The organism is Streptomyces mutabilis (assembly GCF_046628145.1).
In the GTDB taxonomy this organism is placed as follows: domain Bacteria; phylum Actinomycetota; class Actinomycetes; order Streptomycetales; family Streptomycetaceae; genus Streptomyces; species Streptomyces mutabilis.
In genome coordinates this window covers 4,488,356-4,503,966 of the sequence record NZ_CP176874.1, presented here as the reverse complement: position 1 = coordinate 4,503,966, position 15,611 = coordinate 4,488,356, and the positions used below count along the sequence as shown (strand labels likewise).

General features: G+C 65.6%; 15 protein-coding genes and 1 pseudogene. 3 read left to right on the top strand and 13 right to left on the bottom strand.

The window, feature by feature from the left end; translation table 11 throughout:
* Window positions 1-21 precede the first annotated feature (21 nt).
* Window positions 22-222 (top strand): SCO3870 family protein, encoded by a 201-nt coding sequence (locus ACLIN4_RS20320; protein ID WP_043381307.1) that lies wholly within the window; start codon window positions 22-24, stop codon window positions 220-222.
* A gap of 41 nt (window positions 223-263) precedes the next feature.
* Here the strand turns inward: ACLIN4_RS20320 and ACLIN4_RS20315 are convergent, their stop codons facing one another.
* Window positions 264-824: a hypothetical protein gene (locus ACLIN4_RS20315; RefSeq protein ID WP_411576088.1), complete on the bottom strand. Its 561-nt coding sequence runs from the start codon at window positions 822-824 to the stop codon at window positions 264-266.
* A 332-nt stretch (window positions 825-1,156) separates the two neighbouring features.
* Here ACLIN4_RS20315 and ACLIN4_RS20310 point away from each other — a divergent pair, with 332 nt between their 5' ends.
* Window positions 1,157-1,849: a hypothetical protein gene (locus tag ACLIN4_RS20310; RefSeq protein WP_411576087.1), complete on the top strand. Its 693-nt coding sequence runs from the start codon at window positions 1,157-1,159 to the stop codon at window positions 1,847-1,849.
* A gap of 80 nt (window positions 1,850-1,929) precedes the next feature.
* Here ACLIN4_RS20310 and ACLIN4_RS20305 read toward each other — a convergent pair.
* The 12 genes and pseudogenes from ACLIN4_RS20305 to ACLIN4_RS20250 form a co-directional block, all read right to left on the bottom strand.
* Window positions 1,930-1,998, bottom strand: a pseudogene (locus ACLIN4_RS20305) (transcriptional regulator); the annotation flags it as partial.
* A 292-nt stretch (window positions 1,999-2,290) separates the two neighbouring features.
* Complete coding sequence (locus ACLIN4_RS20300; protein WP_289907015.1) at window positions 2,291-2,884, bottom strand: hypothetical protein; 594 nt, start codon at window positions 2,882-2,884, stop codon at window positions 2,291-2,293.
* A complete protein-coding gene (locus ACLIN4_RS20295; protein ID WP_290012831.1) occupies window positions 2,877-3,521 on the bottom strand; it encodes a hypothetical protein in 645 nt (214 codons plus the stop codon). The genes ACLIN4_RS20300 and ACLIN4_RS20295 overlap by 8 nt, the downstream gene beginning before the upstream one ends.
* Window positions 3,522-3,553: 32 nt before the next feature.
* Entirely contained in the window at window positions 3,554-4,774 is a 1,221-nt protein-coding gene (locus ACLIN4_RS20290) for a hypothetical protein (RefSeq protein WP_411576086.1), read from the bottom strand.
* A gap of 163 nt (window positions 4,775-4,937) precedes the next feature.
* Window positions 4,938-6,455, bottom strand: a complete 1,518-nt coding sequence (locus ACLIN4_RS20285; RefSeq protein WP_411576085.1) for a putative T7SS-secreted protein — start codon at window positions 6,453-6,455, stop codon at window positions 4,938-4,940.
* Window positions 6,452-6,775 (bottom strand): hypothetical protein, encoded by a 324-nt coding sequence (locus ACLIN4_RS20280; RefSeq protein ID WP_289907023.1) that lies wholly within the window; start codon window positions 6,773-6,775, stop codon window positions 6,452-6,454. The genes ACLIN4_RS20285 and ACLIN4_RS20280 overlap by 4 nt, the downstream gene beginning before the upstream one ends.
* Window positions 6,776-6,796: 21 nt before the next feature.
* Window positions 6,797-7,456 carry a hypothetical protein gene (locus ACLIN4_RS20275; protein WP_290012835.1) on the bottom strand — a complete coding sequence of 220 codons (660 nt, stop codon included), beginning with the start codon at window positions 7,454-7,456 and terminating at the stop codon, window positions 6,797-6,799.
* Window positions 7,453-8,139, bottom strand: a complete 687-nt coding sequence (locus tag ACLIN4_RS20270; protein WP_290012836.1) for a hypothetical protein — start codon at window positions 8,137-8,139, stop codon at window positions 7,453-7,455. Before ACLIN4_RS20270 ends, ACLIN4_RS20275 begins: the two co-directional genes overlap by 4 nt.
* Entirely contained in the window at window positions 8,136-8,483 is a 348-nt protein-coding gene (locus ACLIN4_RS20265; protein WP_289907029.1) for a hypothetical protein, read from the bottom strand. The genes ACLIN4_RS20270 and ACLIN4_RS20265 overlap by 4 nt, the downstream gene beginning before the upstream one ends.
* Before the next feature lie 117 nt (window positions 8,484-8,600).
* The gene (locus ACLIN4_RS20260; RefSeq protein ID WP_289907030.1) at window positions 8,601-9,893 is read right to left on the bottom strand and encodes a putative T7SS-secreted protein; all 1,293 of its coding nucleotides are present in this window, start codon (window positions 9,891-9,893) and stop codon (window positions 8,601-8,603) included.
* 3 nt (window positions 9,894-9,896) lie between these two features.
* Window positions 9,897-10,211 carry a hypothetical protein gene (locus tag ACLIN4_RS20255; protein WP_289907031.1) on the bottom strand — a complete coding sequence of 105 codons (315 nt, stop codon included), beginning with the start codon at window positions 10,209-10,211 and terminating at the stop codon, window positions 9,897-9,899.
* A 151-nt stretch (window positions 10,212-10,362) separates the two neighbouring features.
* Window positions 10,363-10,662: a WXG100 family type VII secretion target gene (locus tag ACLIN4_RS20250; RefSeq protein WP_261699441.1), complete on the bottom strand. Its 300-nt coding sequence runs from the start codon at window positions 10,660-10,662 to the stop codon at window positions 10,363-10,365.
* Between the two features lie 282 nt (window positions 10,663-10,944).
* Here ACLIN4_RS20250 and ACLIN4_RS20245 point away from each other — a divergent pair, with 282 nt between their 5' ends.
* Window positions 10,945-15,591, top strand: coding sequence for an FtsK/SpoIIIE domain-containing protein (locus ACLIN4_RS20245; protein ID WP_411576084.1), 4,647 nt, complete (start codon window positions 10,945-10,947; stop codon window positions 15,589-15,591).
* Window positions 15,592-15,611: the final 20 nt, after the last annotated feature.

Below are 15,611 nucleotides of genomic sequence, written 5' to 3'. Positions count from 1 at the left end.
CGTGGCTTGGAGGAAACACCCATGACGAAGGCCCCGTTTGTCGCGATGTCCGCCGCCACCGCCGCACTCGGAACCGCTCTCGGCTCCCTGGCACTTCAGCTGCGCGCGACCGGCCACGAGCAGTACGTGGACTCCGTGGCCACCTTCAGCATCCTGATGTACATCACCGCGGCCCTGGTCATGGTGACGTGGATCCGGGACGGCCGTCCGCACACGAACTGACCACCTGCTCCGACGCCCGCCGGAGGAGACCCCGGCCCCTCCTACCGCCCGGCGCCGGCGCGGCGACTCTTACCCTTGCCCTTCTTGCGCAGCTTCCGCAGCCGCGCCCGCTCCCGCGCACGCCGCTCTTCGACGACGGCGCGACGCCGACGGTAGTAGATCCAGCCCAGTCCACCCGCGACGGCGACATACGCGAACAATGCCGGCCCGGTCCCGGAGATGTACGCACAACCCGGCTCGTACGACCGGCAGTGCTTCCCCCGAAGGCCACTGCCCAGAAACACGACCGGCGCCACCGCGGCCAAGCCGCACACCACTCGGGCCACGACGCGCGCCACCCGCGACACCCCACTCGCGCGGGCCGCGTCGCGCCAGCCGTCGAACCGGCCCGACAGAACGCCCGCCCAACCGGCAAGACTGAGTAGTCCCAGCATGGCTCCGACCGCCCAGGAGCCACCGGGCACGTCGTACACGACCGGCGCGATGTGCCGCGAGAACCACCGCGTGCCCCCGATGGCGAAGAGGAGCACTGCCCCGCCCACCACGAAGCACACCAACAGCCCGACCGCATCCCGCTTCCGGACCGGGACGTCCTCTTCCACCTTCTCGCCGGCCGGAAGTTGTCTCCCACTCCGCATAGCGCCTCTCCTCCGCCGAAGACCTTTCCGAACCCCTTCAGCCCCGAGAGGCCCCTTGAGCCCCTTGAGAGCCGTTAATTCCTTGAGCGCTCCCAATCACGGGAGGACCCCGTGGACATTAATTCCGAGCTTGAGTCAATTCACCTTCCCTCCACGAACTTTTATTCTTTTGCGGCTCCGGAGCAGTCCCTAATCGGGTCCAGTCGGACACCCCTGTCGGCCATTGCTGCCTCCATCGAGAGACGTGAGAGACTACGGCGAAGCACGGCCACGTACGCAGTGCGGAGGGAATCGACTTGGCCAGCAGCACGGACCGAATGCTCCACAGTCGCCTCGGTGTCACCCCGGACGCGGGAGCTTGGTGTGAGATCGGCAAAATCCCCAAGCCTCCCCCAGATGTTCATCGCAATGCCGGAAATGGAGCACTTAGGTCCGGCTTGATCCGACCCCTGAGGCTGCTCGCTCTCGTACTCGCTTCCCCACTCCTGCTCATTCTTGGATTTCTACTCCTGCTCGCTTCTGGCGAAGAGGTGCTCAAGAAGTGGCTGGCGACTGGGGAGGAACGCGAGCGTCTCCGTATCGAAGACCTCGACGCCAAGCGGCGAGACACCGCCATAGTCGAACTCGGCTTGAACCAGACCTTCGACGGAGACTGGAACGGCGCAGCCGGCCAGTTCCTACTGCGTTGGTATGGCCATTCCTCCCATAACAAGCGGTATGTCGCGCTCTCCGAGGGCCGGATCTTGCTGGCCGCTCCGCCCAAGCGAGTCTCCTTCCGCGCGGAGAGCCGCATGGCAGTCGTCGCCGAACTCCCTACCGCCGAAGCCGAACTGGAAGACCCTCTCCCCGAGTACGAGAGCACCAAGCTGCTCCTCCGTTTCAAGGACGGCTCATGGATCGTCCTGACCACCGAGAAAATGCGCAGCAGCCTCCACAAACACTTGATGCGCCATCCTGCGAACCACGAGACGAAGTGCACCGGAACTTGAAGACGGGGGTGCGATGGAAGTTGATGCCTACATCGCCCCCCCGACTTACGCGGTCTGCGGGTACCGGTGAACAGCCCGGCTGGCGTCACGGTACGGGTGAGCAGGCCATCGTGCTCCAACGACGGTAGCGTCTGGGTCAGCATCTTCTGGCCGCGTCTGCGTGGGCGGCACCGGGCTGGCCCTTCTTGCCGGGCATGCTCGCCGCCCCGGAGTGGGCTCTTGTCATGGGCGTTGCCTATGCCGTGGAACTCCCAGCTCCGAAACTCGGGAGCTCGACGACACCGCGGCCCTGCGCTCGGAACGGGATGTAGCCGCCGACGCGGCGCAGGGCGTTGACGTCGCTCACCGTCGGGTCGAGTACTTCGTGCTGGTCCCGGACAGTGCCCCCGACCACAACCTCGCCTTCTCTACAATCCAGCCGGAATGCCTCGGCCGGGCTCGTCAGAGGTCCACTGTCAGCGTCTCCGCAATGCTGTCGGCGGCTGTCTCCATCTCCTCCGACACCCCCGGCACAGTCCAAGACATGAGCATCATCAGCGCAGACTCGGCACCGGTCGGCACAACCCCGTATGTCAGTGTTTCCATGAGAATTCCCGGCCTGCGACGTGAACGAGCACCGGAGGCGAAGTTCTGTCTGATGCGCACGGCAGGGCCGACCGGCAGGTCAGTGTGGGAGATCATCGGGGGACCGAAATCGTCGGCGCTGAAGGTCTCTGCCAGCCAGTCGAGAGTGATCTCAGGGACCGTTTCGTCGGGATGGATCAGGTCGACTTCCAGGGTCGCGAGAGCAAAGTCGAAGCCGTCGGGGTAAAGGGCGAAGGCGTAGAAGGGTTTGCGGCTTCGGCTGTCCTCGGCCCGGGACCGCAGATCCTTCCTCAAAGTCGTCTTGTCAATGTCGTAACCCTCCGCCTGGCTTCGGTCCCGAAGCTCCACCGCGGTGGTTTTCGACCAGCTCCGGACATCGTCCGACGGCTCGATCGGGAGCGCCACCCAGTCGCTTGGGGTCACGATTCCGACGGCACTGATGTCACTCACCGGTGTCATCACCGCCCATCCATGTCAGCGACCCCGCCACAGCGTCGAAGAGCTCAACCATGGCGTCGGCGATCTGTACCAGTGGCGTGGAGAAGGTCAAGAGCAAGTGGGTCTCGGTTCCTGGCACGGACAGTTGGTAGTCGAGGGTGAGCGAAGGCAGCGTTTCCTCGGCCTTCCCCGGTAGCCCAGCCGGCGGAGCTTGATCAGGCCCACCTGTTGCGCGACGAACGCGTACGGCTGTTCCCGCAGCGAGTTCGACGACCTCAACCTCCGCCTGCCCGTCAGACGCCAGCCGAGTGGCGACATCCTCAAGGCTCGTAGTGGTTCCGCTGGACGAGGCCGGCAAGAAGGTGACCAGAAGGGATGCCGGAATGGTCAAAGGTCCTGCTTGCTGCAGGCTGAGATAAAGCTCGATCCCGCCCTCACGAAATGCGGCGGTTGCCTGTGCCAGCAAGTCCTGCCTCAGTTGCCGCTTGATGTGCGGGACATTGTCCATGCCCTCGAACCGGCGGTTCACCAGGGCGTCGACCGAGCGTTCACGTCGCTCGGGGTCGATGTCCAGGCGGAACCACCCCTCAGGCAAGAGCAGGCGGTAATCAGCAGGCGGCCCTGTGCGGCTGCCGGGGGGTGTGTTCACTAGTACTCCGTTGTCCTTGACTCGTATCACGTCTAGCCCTGCGCCGCCTCGACCGTTCTGTCGTACGAGATACGGCTGACCAGCGCGCTCGCCACGGCGGGTCCCAGCGAGAACACGACGGTCAGAGCGGACAGCAAGCCCGCCAGAAACACCGGCACCACGTCGCTGAATAGCCCGAACAGCAGCACAGCGCTGAAGAACGGGAGAACCACGGGTTCGTTTGCACCGACGACCGAGCGGTACCAGCCGATTTGCTTACGAGCTGCCTTGCCCTCCATCGGTGACATCTTGCGGGCGTCGCCCGCGAGCTGGTGCCCCTGCCACCACGGTTGCACACCTCGTGACTTCTGATACTTCTGGTCCGAGACCGGCACCCCCAACGCTCCTACCAACGCCGCCCAGCCATCGCTTCCCTGCGGGCCCGCGAACCAGAAGCGCCACGGCAGCAGTGCCCGCGCTTCACCCTCTCTGTCCCGTACCTCGACGCCGAGCGGCTCCCCGGTCGCGGCATCGATCAACCGCACCAGTCGCGCCACCCCGTGTGCGCCAGCGCGCCCGAGCCAGCGTTCCTCACCGAGCGCATTGATCAGAACCAGGTCATGGGCAAGCACACCTACAGATGCGGTCCGCAAGAACCGCCTCGTCCCTCCGCACCCCGTCGCCGGGGACGGCGTGATCTCCGTCTTCTCGACATGGCGACGATGCCGTCTGTTGCGCCACCAAGCCCGGATTCGTACCACCGCATCAGCTGCCGGTAGAAGAAAAAGGGATCCCGCAGCGACCGGCAGGGCCCAGCTGAGCTCGGTAGCAAAGCCGATCACGAGAGCGATGAACCAGCCGAATAGTCCGACGCCTCTGGCCCAGGTGTGCCACCCAGGCAACTCGGCGTAGAGCGCCCTGTACGGCCTTCCCTCCCGGCCATCGTCCGGCACCCCCGAGGAAGAGAGGAACATCGGGCCCTCTTCCAGGGGAATGCCAAGTCTTTCAACGAGACCCCTCAGCCCAGTCCGGCTGAGGCAGTTGTGCGGCCGCAGGTCCAGGGCACCGATACTTGTCGCCTCGGGAAGCCACCCGGCAAGAGGCACGTGCAAGAGGTCACGCTCATCGTCGCCCTTGAAGACCAGGACACCCCAGCGGTCGGCCGGGCGCTTCTGCACGATCCCCCACACGTCTTCGGGCGGGAGGAAGACCACCCGCCGAATACCCCCGACGCCAACGGCATACCGACGTTCCTGGCAGCGGGCATCACGCACGACCAAGGACGATCCAGAGGCATACAGTCGAGCCCGACGTACCACGTGAGCGCTGTGCGGCCGCATTCCCGCTGGGCGTACCACCGGCTCGTCCGGTTGCCGCATCGCACCTCGTCCTGCCTGTTCAGACATCACTCGCCCACTCGCACACGGCTTGCCTCACTCACCCGTCACTCGTCGTCGTGGCGTCCTTGACCCCCGTAGCCGACCAGACTCCATCGTCCAGTGCCTGGCTCCCGACCAGGTCGCCGGCCAATCCGGTGATCTCCCCCTTGTCGAGAGCGTCGGTGACCGACGCGACCGCAGTCGAGCCCGCCCAGATGCGCGTCTGTGTCTGAAGCACGTCTGCCGCTCCTTTGACCGCACTATCAGCCTGCAGGGCGTCGGACATCGCGTCGATGCCCTTGGCTGCCTCGCCAATACCTGGGTCGCCCGGCCTGACTCCTGTCCATGTGTCTCCTTGGCCGAGCTTCCGAACGTTACTCCAACTCAAGTCTTTGACACCCTTGAGGCTGTCGATCGAATCCCGATAAATCAGCTTCGGGTTAAAAGCGTCCGCCACCCGCTGGGCGCCGGGGAACCATCCCTTCGGCGCATTGGCTCGAGCATCGGCGGCAGCCTTGCCGCGCACAGCGCCGCCACTTTCGGCGTTCGCCTTCTTCCACGCCTTGTTTTCGGCCCTCTTGAAGGCAGCCGTGCCACGCTTCGCTTTGACTCCTTGCATGGCTTTGTGGAAGGCGGCCGTCCGTCCAGTGCTCTGCGCCGCGGCCGACGCACCTTTTGCGCCCGCGAGGGCAGCACGACCGATGCCGAGCGTCGCGAGACCAACGACGTCGAGGGCGACATCGAACCAACTGCCTTTACCGGCCAGAGCTAGCAGGGTGTGACCCACAAGAGACACCAGAGTGGCGGCCAAGGCGATGGTGCCGAGAATTCCTGCGAGCGCCTGCCCGATGACCGGTATCCAGCCGACCATGAGCGCCAAGGTGCCACAGATGGTAGAGACCCAACCCGACACTTTGAGGACCTTCTCGATCCAGCCAGAGTTGTCGTTCACCCAGTCCTTGAACTTGTCCCAGGTGCCGTCCTTCAACCCATCGTTCTCGATGGCGTAACTGATGGCTTCACGGGCCCTCTTGGCGGCCCCGTCCCGGACCTCCTTGGCGACTTCCAGCGCCTTCCTGGCCCGTTCCAGGGCTGAAGCCGCCTCTTCCTGGCGCTTCTCCAGTTTCTTGCGCTCAGGATCGTCGTCAACCGTGTCCTTGGGCAGCTTGTCGATGGCGCCACCGCTCGCCTTGGCCTCACGGTCGGCGTCCTGGGCATCGCGCAGCGCCTTGTCAGCCATTTTCTGCGCACGGTGAAGTTCCGATGCGTACTCGGTGAAGCAGGCATCGCCCTCCATCACCTTCTCGCCCAGGGCATCAGCAGCGGCGTCGTAGCGTTTGTACGCCTTGCGCAGCTTCCCCCCGGCCTCTTCTGCCTGCTCCCGGAACTCCTTGGCCGCTTTGCTCTTCCACGCCTCAACCGACGAGAGCGCCTTGATCTCTTCCGCTTGCTTTTTGATGGACTCTGCTGTTTTTCGCAGATCTTTGCCGAGTCTGGCGATTTCCTCTGGGTCGCCCGGGATCGGATCCCCGGGCTCGCCGATGACCGCCCACTCGTCAGCTCTGGGACGCCTCACTTGGTTCCCCCGTCGGCACCCGGCTTCGTCTTGTCGGTTCCTCGAAGGGCCTCGGCAAGTTGGTGATCAATGTCCTCGTATGCTTTGGCCGCCGTGGAGAGGATCTTCGACAGCTTCTCCAGTTCTTCCATGAGACGCTCACGGTGGATCTTCCAGTTGTCGCCAAAGTCGTCGAAGACCTTGACCAATCCCTGGTCACCCAGTGTGCTCACGCCCAGCCCTTCCGCCGGGTTCGCACGGTTCTTGAAGTCACGGTGAATCTTGGAGAGAGCGCTGCCGCTCTCTTTGATACGCGCGATGTCGGCAGTCTGATCCGACATTGGCCCCCCTATGGCATACGGTCAGGTACTGCTGGCATTCCAAACATCCGCGTCCTCATCCGGGCTGACCCGGATGGTGCGGGCGAATTCGTCGATGTCGTCCAGATTCCGCAGGATGCGGCCGGCGTCGGGATCGGCCAAGATGATCAGGACATCCGCGGCTTCCGTGCCCTCCTCGTAGCGCCAGGCATAACGGAGGCCGACGTGCACCTCGTTGCTGTCTTCGTCCTGGTAGTAGCGCAGCACCCGCAAGCCGGTTCCCAGACATGGGGAGTCGAATTCCTCGACAATGGGGGGCTCGACGGTGTAGCTGGCGTCGGCATGGGTCAGCTCACGCAGTGCCGTTGTCCGGTCCTCCCCCTCCTCAATCTCCACTAGGTCGACGTACACGGGGAGCGGGATCTCCCGTGGGTGCGGGAGGTGGAGGAAGACCTCGAAGTCCGGATAGGCTGCCGGCGCCCTGATGGCGTACATCAACAGGATGTTGGTCAGCAGGTCGACTTCGCCCGGTTCTGGCTTCTCCGACGCGAAATCCTCCCAGAGGCCCTCGGCAAAGTAGCGAGCCCACGCCTCCGGCGTTTGCGCCTCCTCGACTTCCTCAAGTCCCGGTTCCGGCCACATAAGCGGGATGCGGATCCAAGGTGACAGCTCCATGGCGTGCTTGACGTTCAGCCAACTCATCTGTAGCTCCATTTGAACGTGGAGACCACCGCGTCGAACAACTCGACCAGCACGCCGGTGAACTCGCTGTCGATGTCGCCGTCCCCCGGTGTGGAGAAGTTGATGCTGATCCAGCGACCGGGATCGTCCGGCACGGGAATCACATAGTCGACCCGCTTGGTCAGCAGGGGGGACTGCTGTACGCCTTCGGGGGTAGAGCTCGGCTGCTCCTCGTCAAAGGCGGAGCGGTAGGCTCGGCGGACTGCGGGCGCCCCTGCCACATCAATCTTGGTCGACGCTCCGCCGGGGAGTTCCTCGTTGGCCAACTGCGCGATCACCGCCTGTACAGGGACCTGACGGTCCTGGCCGATCGGCATCTCGGCGACGATGAAGGAGGCCATGAGGAAGATGCCGCCGCGCGGGAGCACCGGAAGATAGAGGTCCAGGCCACCGCCCTTTCTTCTGGCCGTACGAACCAGCTTCTCCATGCGGCGACGCATGTCCAGTCGGAAGCGCATCGCGTCGTCCCGGGGAATGCCCTCCGGGACTTTCTCCATGTGCGAGAAGAGGACCCTTTCGAGGGCTTCCTTCGTGCCCTCACGCAAAGGGATGCGAACCCAGCCGGGTGGCAGGATGAGCTCATAGCCGCGGGGAGGGGCCTCCTCGCCAAGAAGATGCTGCTCTTCCGAGTCGGACGTACTCATACGCCAGCCCGCTTCTTGAGCTGCCAGTCACCCACCAGGATAGCCAGGCAGGAGAGAATTGGAATCACAGCCAGCCAGCTGTAACCGAGGGCTCCGATGATATTCCAGACCAGGTACATGACGGCAACGATTTTAATCGTCTGGGAGAAGTTGGCGCCGAGATGCGGGTTGCAGACAATTTTTCGATTCCTGAAGAACAGGAAAAGCATTAGCACTGGGGCGACCATAATGGGCCAGGCCACATAATCGTAGGTGAGCCAGCCCATCCCGCCGTATTCACTTCCAATGTCCTGGAAGGCAAGAGCCAGAATCGGCACCAATGTGCACACGGCAAGGAACTTCATGGCCCGTGATTCCTGTGGACTCTTTGCTGGGATTGTAGCCACTCTCTCCGCTCCCTCGGGTTCTGCTTTACGTGCTGCCACACTCGGACATTGGAGGTTAATTCGCACTCCGAGTGATCACCAACGACTCCCGACTTCACGCGTCAGGACGTCCTTTGCATCACCGTATTGCTCCCCGAATGGACCCTTCTCTCCGAGTTTGTCGCCTACGTCCACCACGGTGGCAGCGCCATAGTTCAGCCTGAACTTCAGCGCAGCCTTGCCCACTTGGTCGGCTGCCCTCACCACATCGGGATTCCCGCCGAACTCCGCGCGCATGGCCTTGGCGAACTTGGTTGCGCTGACGACCTCCGGATCACCGCCCACCAGGCGTTCGAGCGGCGCGGACCCGGGCCGTGTTTCCTTCGCCCCGATCTGGCGCAGCGCATCCTTCGCACGCACAGCCTTCGCGCCGCGGGTCGAGTCGGCGCCGTATCGCATGACGTTCCTGTCGAGCAGCTTGCGTAGATTCGCGTACCGCTGAAACCGTCCCGACCTGCTCGCACTCTTGAGCGCCGTCGTCGCGGACTTCACGCCCTTCATCGCGACGCTGCCGAATCCCAGCGTCGCCAGCGCGAAGACGTCCATGGCAACGTCCGCCCAACTCCCGTCACCGGAAAGGGCCAGCAACGTGTGCCCGGCGAGGACGAGCGACGTGAGACTGATGGTGGCCACCATGATGGCAGTCGCCACCCATCCGACGGGCGTGCAGAGGAGGGCGATAGCGCCAATGAGGGTCGCTGCATAACTCAGGATCTCAACGATGGATTTGATCGTATCCGCATGCTCGTGCACCCAGTCCTTGAAGTTCTCCCAGTCGCTGTCCTTGATGATGTCGGAAATGTCCTCGCCGATGTTCTTGGCATAAAGCTGGGCGCTGGAATTCCGATCGGATATGACCTGGTTGAGCTGCCTGTGGTATGAGGCCAGATGGCTGTTGGGGTCGGCCTCCGCCGGCGGCTCGTCACCGTTCTCCTTAGCCTCGGCTTCCTTTTTCTTCACCTCGGCAGCGTGTTCCTCGTCGGCCTGTTTCGCGGCGCGGAGGATGCCATCAGCCCGCTCCTGGAATCCCTCCAGTTTGTTGGCCCAATCACCGAGGTCACCGACGACACGTTCGTAGCGGGCTGCCGTCTCGCGGAAACGCTTTTCGAGATCGCCGGACTTCTCGCGGATCTTGTCGGCGTACTTGCCCTTCAGGGCGTCGCCGTCGGCGGCCTGACGCAGGATGCCGGCCTGTTCACGGAGGGTCGATGCGAGGTCCTTCATCCTGGTGACCTCGTCGCGGATGTCCTCTGGCTCACCGGGGATGGGATCTTTCTCCGCCAGCGGATGCCAGTCCACCGGCCGACGCCTGCCCTTGCCCGTACCCACCGGTTACTTCCCCCCGGTTGTGCCGTGTTTCTTCTCGGCCGCGTTCTTGAGATCGAGGTCCAGCTTGTCGAACGCTTTGAGCGAAGTATCTACTTGCTTGCCCAAATTCTCGACATTCTCGAGGAGCTCACGTCGATAGTTGTCCCAGTTGTTGACAAAATCGTCCATCTTGTCGGCGATGCTCTCATGGCCCCATATGTCACGAATGTCGGCACGGTGTTCTTCGATGCCTTTGAGGGATTTCTTGATGTCCTTCAGATTCTTCTTCGAAGATTCCAAGAGTTCGTAGTCGACCACCAAGCGGTCGTGCTCCCCCATGGGCCCCTCCATTTACACGTGCGAGGTCGGCAAGATCCGGTCGGGCCGGCTCACCCGACTCATCAGCCGGATCGCCACCGCGCCCGGGCGTGGTGGGCCACTGCGTGCACCCCACCGCACCCGGACGGCGTGGTGGCCGCCGTTGACGTCTCTAGCCCTTGGCCGTCTTCGCCAGCTGCTCGTCCAGGTCCTCGTACGCCTTCTTGGCGTTAGTAAGGAACTTGGACAGGCCCTCCAGGCCCTTGACGGTCTTGGCCGCGCCCTTGGTGAAGTCCTTGATGGACTCGTCGTAGGCGCCGGAGGCCTTCTGCGTGGTGAAGCCGTTGGCCACCAGTTCCTCGACGCCCTTTTCGATGGCCTTCAACATGTCTTCCATGTCGCCCATCGCCTTGATGAGGTCGGTGGCCTTCTTCTCCATCTCGGCGTATGTAAGGTCTGCGTCCTTGGCCATGACGGCTCTCCCTCCCGTTGGTCGCCGCAGGGCCTTCCCCCGTGGCTTGACTGACGCGGTCCGTCCGGTCGTCTGCCGACGGTCCGCATGAGCAAAGATCTTACGGGTGGGGCTGTTGGGACAACAGGGATGCCTGGCAAGGGAAGCGTGAACCAATGCGCACCCTGGCAGGCCCTGATGGCAGTGTGCATCCCGTTGCACAGGGGAAAGGTGCGGCGGCTAAGGTCGCTGCACTGTGTTCAGCGTTCCGGGGGCGGCCTCAGCCCAGCGAGGAGGACGAACGTGCGCCTGAGTCTGACCGTCGTCGACCCGATCGGCGGGGCCAGCGCCGATGTGGTGCTCGACGCCGATCCGGAGTCGTCGGTCGGCGACATCACTCGGGAGCTGGCGCGCCATGTCGGTGTCGCCGGTGGTGCGGAGATCATCCCCATCGGCGGGCGACCCGGCCCCGGCGGCGCACCGCAGGCCTTCGTCGACGGCTACGCCCTCGATCCCGACGCCAACATCGTCGGCTCACCGCTGCGCGAGGGCGCTGTCGTCAGCCTGCACGATCCGGCCGGCTGCGTTCCCGGTGAGCCGGCCGGTGTCGTGGAGTTCCGCGTGGCAGGCGGTCCCGCCGCCGGTGTCGTGCACCGGCTGGGCGTCGGCCGGTACGACATCGGCAGCGGTCCCGCCGCGCACATCCGCATCGACGATCCCGAACTCGCGGCCCGCGCGGCCACTTTGTCCATCGCCATGGACGGCACCTGCGACGTCATCCTTCACGGCGTCGAGAGCAAGAGCACCGGGGACGAGGAGGAGAAGAAGGAGAAGAAGAAGCGGAAGGGCAAGGGCAAGGAGGAGGAGAAGGGAGAGGAGAAGGGGCGCGACAGCAATCACCCCCGCCTCGACGGCGACGACTTCGACGGTGGCCCCTGGCCCCTCGGCTCCCAGCTCGCCCTCCGCAACACGCTTCTGGAGATCGACGCCTACTCCCCTCCCAACGCGGCCCTGAAGTGGTCGGAGGACGGAGCCGGGCTCGACTACAACCGGCCTCCGCGACTGCGCCCGGCAGAGCGCGAGACCCACTTCCGGCTGCCTGCTCCGCCCAGGGACTACGAGGCCCGCCCGCTGCCCTGGCTGATGGCTCTGTTCCCGCTGGTCGGAGCGGTCGTATCCGTCATGATCTTCGGGCGCTGGTACTACATGATCATGGCTCTGCTGAGCCCGGTCATGCTCTTCGGCAACTACTTCATGGACAAGAAGCACGGGCGCAAGTCCCATGCGCAGCAGGTCAAGGAGTACAAGGAGACCAAGGAGCGGATCGAGAAGGACGCCCAGGAGGCGCTGCGGCTGGAGCGGCTCGAGCGGCGCAGCACCATTCCCGATCCCGCCTCCGTGCTCGCCTTCGGCACCGGTCCCCGTACCCGGTTGTGGGAGAGGCGGCGCACGGACGCCGACCACCTGCTCCTTCGGGTCGGCACCGGCCGGGTGCCGTCCGAGGTCGTGCTCGACGATCCGGAGCAGGACGATCACAAGCGTCAGGTCACCTGGGACATCGAGGACTCGCCCGTCGCACTGCCTTTGAAGGACCTGGGCGTCATAGGTATCGCGGGGCCCGGCGACTCGGCGCAGGCGCTCGCGAGATGGGCCGTTGCGCAGACCGCGGTGCTGCACAGCCCGATGGACGTCCAGTTCTGCGTGCTCACCGAGAACAACGCGCAGCCGCGCTGGGACTGGGTGCGCTGGCTCCCGCACGCCCGCCCCGCGAGCGGGCAGGACGTCAACGTGCTGGTGGGGACGGACTCCGAGACCGTCAGCGCCCGGGTCGGTGAGCTGACGCAGTTGCTCGACGCCAGGCAGAAGGCCCTGAAGGAGAACAACCGCAGTGGAGCCGGTCCCGCCTTCGCCGACCCGGACATCGTCGTCGTATGGGACGGGTCGCGTCGGTTGAGGTCGCTGCCGGGCGTCGTACGACTCCTGCGGGAAGGGCCTGCGGTCGCCATGTACGCGATCTGCCTGGACGAGGAAGAACGCTTCCTGCCCGGCGAGTGCCAGGCCTTCGTCGTCGCCGAGCCGCTGCGTCACAGCGACACCGTCAACGCTCGGCCCGGCAGCTCCCCCGCGGCCGCCGCCGGTGGCTTCCCCTCCTTCCATGCCTGGCACCAAGGCGCCCAACAGACCCAGCAGGCCGCCGAGCGGGCTCCCGAACTGCGGCTGCGCGTCGAGCAGACCGGCGCCCGGCGCAGGTCCGGTGTACGGCCCGACTTCGTCTCCCCCGCCTGGTGCGCCCGGCTGTCCCGGGCGCTGTCGCCGCTGCGCGACATCAGTGGCGAGACCGAGGACTCCGCGCTTCCGTCCTCGAGTCGGCTCCTCGACGTGCTCCAGTTGGAGCCCCCGACGCGCGACGACGTCGCCGCGCGCTGGCGCATGGGCGGCCAGTCCACCATGGCGGTCATCGGTGAGTCGTACGACGGTCCCTTCGGCATCGACATCCGGCGGGACGGTCCGCACGGACTCATCGCCGGTACGACCGGTTCGGGTAAGTCGGAGCTGCTCCAGACCATCGTGGCCGCGCTCGCCGTCGCCAACACGCCGGAGAACATGACGTTCGTCCTCGTCGACTACAAGGGCGGGTCCGCCTTCAAGGACTGCGTCAAACTCCCGCACACCGTCGGCATGGTCACCGACCTCGACGCGCACCTCGTCGAACGCGCCCTGGAATCGCTGGGCGCGGAGCTGAAGCGGCGCGAGCACATCCTCGCCGCCGCCGACGCCAAGGACATCGAGGACTATCAGGACCTGGTGCGCCGGGACCCGTCCCACGAGCCCGTGCCGCGACTGCTCATCGTCATCGACGAGTTCGCGTCCATGGTGCGTGACCTGCCCGACTTCGTGACCGGCCTCGTCAACATCGCCCAGCGAGGCCGCTCCCTCGGCATCCACCTCCTGCTGGCCACACAGCGACCGAGTGGTGTCGTGTCGCCCGAGATCCGCGCCAACACCAACCTGCGGATCGCCCTGCGCGTGACCGACGCCGGTGAGTCGACCGATGTCATCGACGCTCCCGACGCCGGTCACATCGCCAAGAGCACGCCGGGTCGCGCGTACGTCCGTCTGGGCCACGCCTCCCTCATCCCCTTCCAGTCCGGCCGCGTCGGTGGCCGCCGCCCGGGTGCCGCCGATCCGGCGGCGCTCGCCCCGTGGGTCGGGCAGCTCTCCTGGCAGGACCTGGGGCGGGCCGGGCTCGCCAAACCCAAGTCCGAGGCCAGGGAGGACGACGAGATCACCGATCTCAAGGTCCTGGTGGACGCCATCCGGGAGGCCAACGCGGCCCTCGGCATTCCGGCCCAGCACTCTCCGTGGCTGCCCGCCCTGGACGAATCGCTGCTGTTGGACGACATTCCGCAGGTGACCAGCCAGGGGCCGCTGCCGGCTGCCCCGTACGGCATCGCGGACCTGCCGGCCGACCAGGCCCGCCGCCCGGTGGTCGTCGACTTCGCCACGTTCGGCCACCTGCTCATCGCCGGTGGTCCGCGCAGCGGCCGCTCGCAGGTGCTGCGTACCGTCGCGGGCTCCCTGGCCCGCACCCTGTCGAGCGCTGACGTCCATCTGTACGGCATCGACTGCGGCAACGGTGCCCTGAACGCGCTGACCCGGCTGCCGCATTGCGGCGCGGTCGTCAGCCGTAATCAGCAGGAGCGGGTCATCCGGCTCTTCAACCGGCTCACCGGCGAAGTCTCCCGGCGGCAGGATCTGCTGGCGGAGAAGGGCTATGCCGACATCGGGGAGCAGCGAGCCGCCGCGGCCGAGGACGAGCGGCTGCCTCACATCGTGGTCTTCCTCGACCGCTGGGAGGGCTGGCTGCCCACGCTCGGTGAGTACAACCACGGCGACCTCACCGACCAGGTGATGGCGATGATGCGCGAGGGCGCGAGCGTCGGCCTGCACCTGGTGATCACCGGTGACCGTCAGCTGCTGACGGGGCGGATCTCCTCCCTCACCGAGGACAAGTACGGTCTGCGCCTCGCGGACCGCGGTGACTTCTCGTTGCTGGACATCAACGCGCGCAAGATCCCCGAGGAGATCCCGCCCGGCCGCGGCTTCGCGAGCGGGACGGCGACCGAGACCCAGTTCGCCCTGCTCGCCGAGGACACCACCGGTCAGGGTCAGGCTGCCGCGCTCGTCGCGATCGGCGAGGCGGCGACCGCCCGGGACGCCGGGCTGCCGCGCTCCCGGCGCCCGTTCCGCGTCGACGTCCTGCCCAGCCGGATCTCCTTCGCCGATGCCTGGGCCATGCGCGACCCGGCGGCGAGCGCCTCCCCGCTGTGGACGCTGGTGGGCGTCGGCGGCGACGAGCTGACCGCCTTCGGTCCCGACCTCGCCCAAGGTGTCCCGGCGTTCGTGATCGGCGGACCCGCGAAGTCCGGGCGCAGCACGGTGCTGCTGAACGTCGCACGCTCCTACCTCGCCCAGGGCGTACGGCTGATCCTGGCGGCGCCTCGCCCGTCCCCGCTGCGTGATCTGGAGGGGACGGAGGGCGTCCTGAAGGTCTTCACCGGCCGGGACATCGACGAGGACGAGATGGAGGAACTCGTCGAGTCGGCCAGTCCCGAGCAGCCGATCGTCGTTCTGGTCGACGACGCCGAGGTGCACGACGACTGCGACGCCGAGGACATCTTCAAGCGCATCGTCGAACGCGGCGTGGAGGAGGGCCTGGCCGTCGTCATCGCCGGTGACGAGGAGGAGATCTGCGACGGCTTCTCCGGTTGGCAGGTCGACATGAAGAAGGCCCGCCGCGGCATCCTGCTGTCTCCGCAGGACAGCTCCGCGGGCGAGCTGATCGGCATCCGTACCAACCGGAGCATGGTCGGCGGCCAGATCACTCCGGGCAAGGGCATGCTCCACCTGGGCAGCGGGGAGCACATGACGGTCACGACACCGATGTGACGGGCACCGGCCGCCCGGGA

Coding starts and splice junctions, on each gene's coding strand:
- ACLIN4_RS20320 (WP_043381307.1), top strand. CDS start 22: ATGACGAAGGCCCCGTTTGTCGCGATGTCCGCCGCCACCGCCGCACTC.
- ACLIN4_RS20280 (WP_289907023.1), bottom strand. CDS start 6,775: ATGTCGGATCAGACTGCCGACATCGCGCGTATCAAAGAGAGCGGCAGC.
- ACLIN4_RS20275 (WP_290012835.1), bottom strand. CDS start 7,456: ATGAGTTGGCTGAACGTCAAGCACGCCATGGAGCTGTCACCTTGGATC.
- ACLIN4_RS20270 (WP_290012836.1), bottom strand. CDS start 8,139: ATGAGTACGTCCGACTCGGAAGAGCAGCATCTTCTTGGCGAGGAGGCC.
- ACLIN4_RS20265 (WP_289907029.1), bottom strand. CDS start 8,483: ATGAAGTTCCTTGCCGTGTGCACATTGGTGCCGATTCTGGCTCTTGCC.
- ACLIN4_RS20255 (WP_289907031.1), bottom strand. CDS start 10,211: ATGGGGGAGCACGACCGCTTGGTGGTCGACTACGAACTCTTGGAATCT.
- ACLIN4_RS20250 (WP_261699441.1), bottom strand. CDS start 10,662: ATGGCCAAGGACGCAGACCTTACATACGCCGAGATGGAGAAGAAGGCC.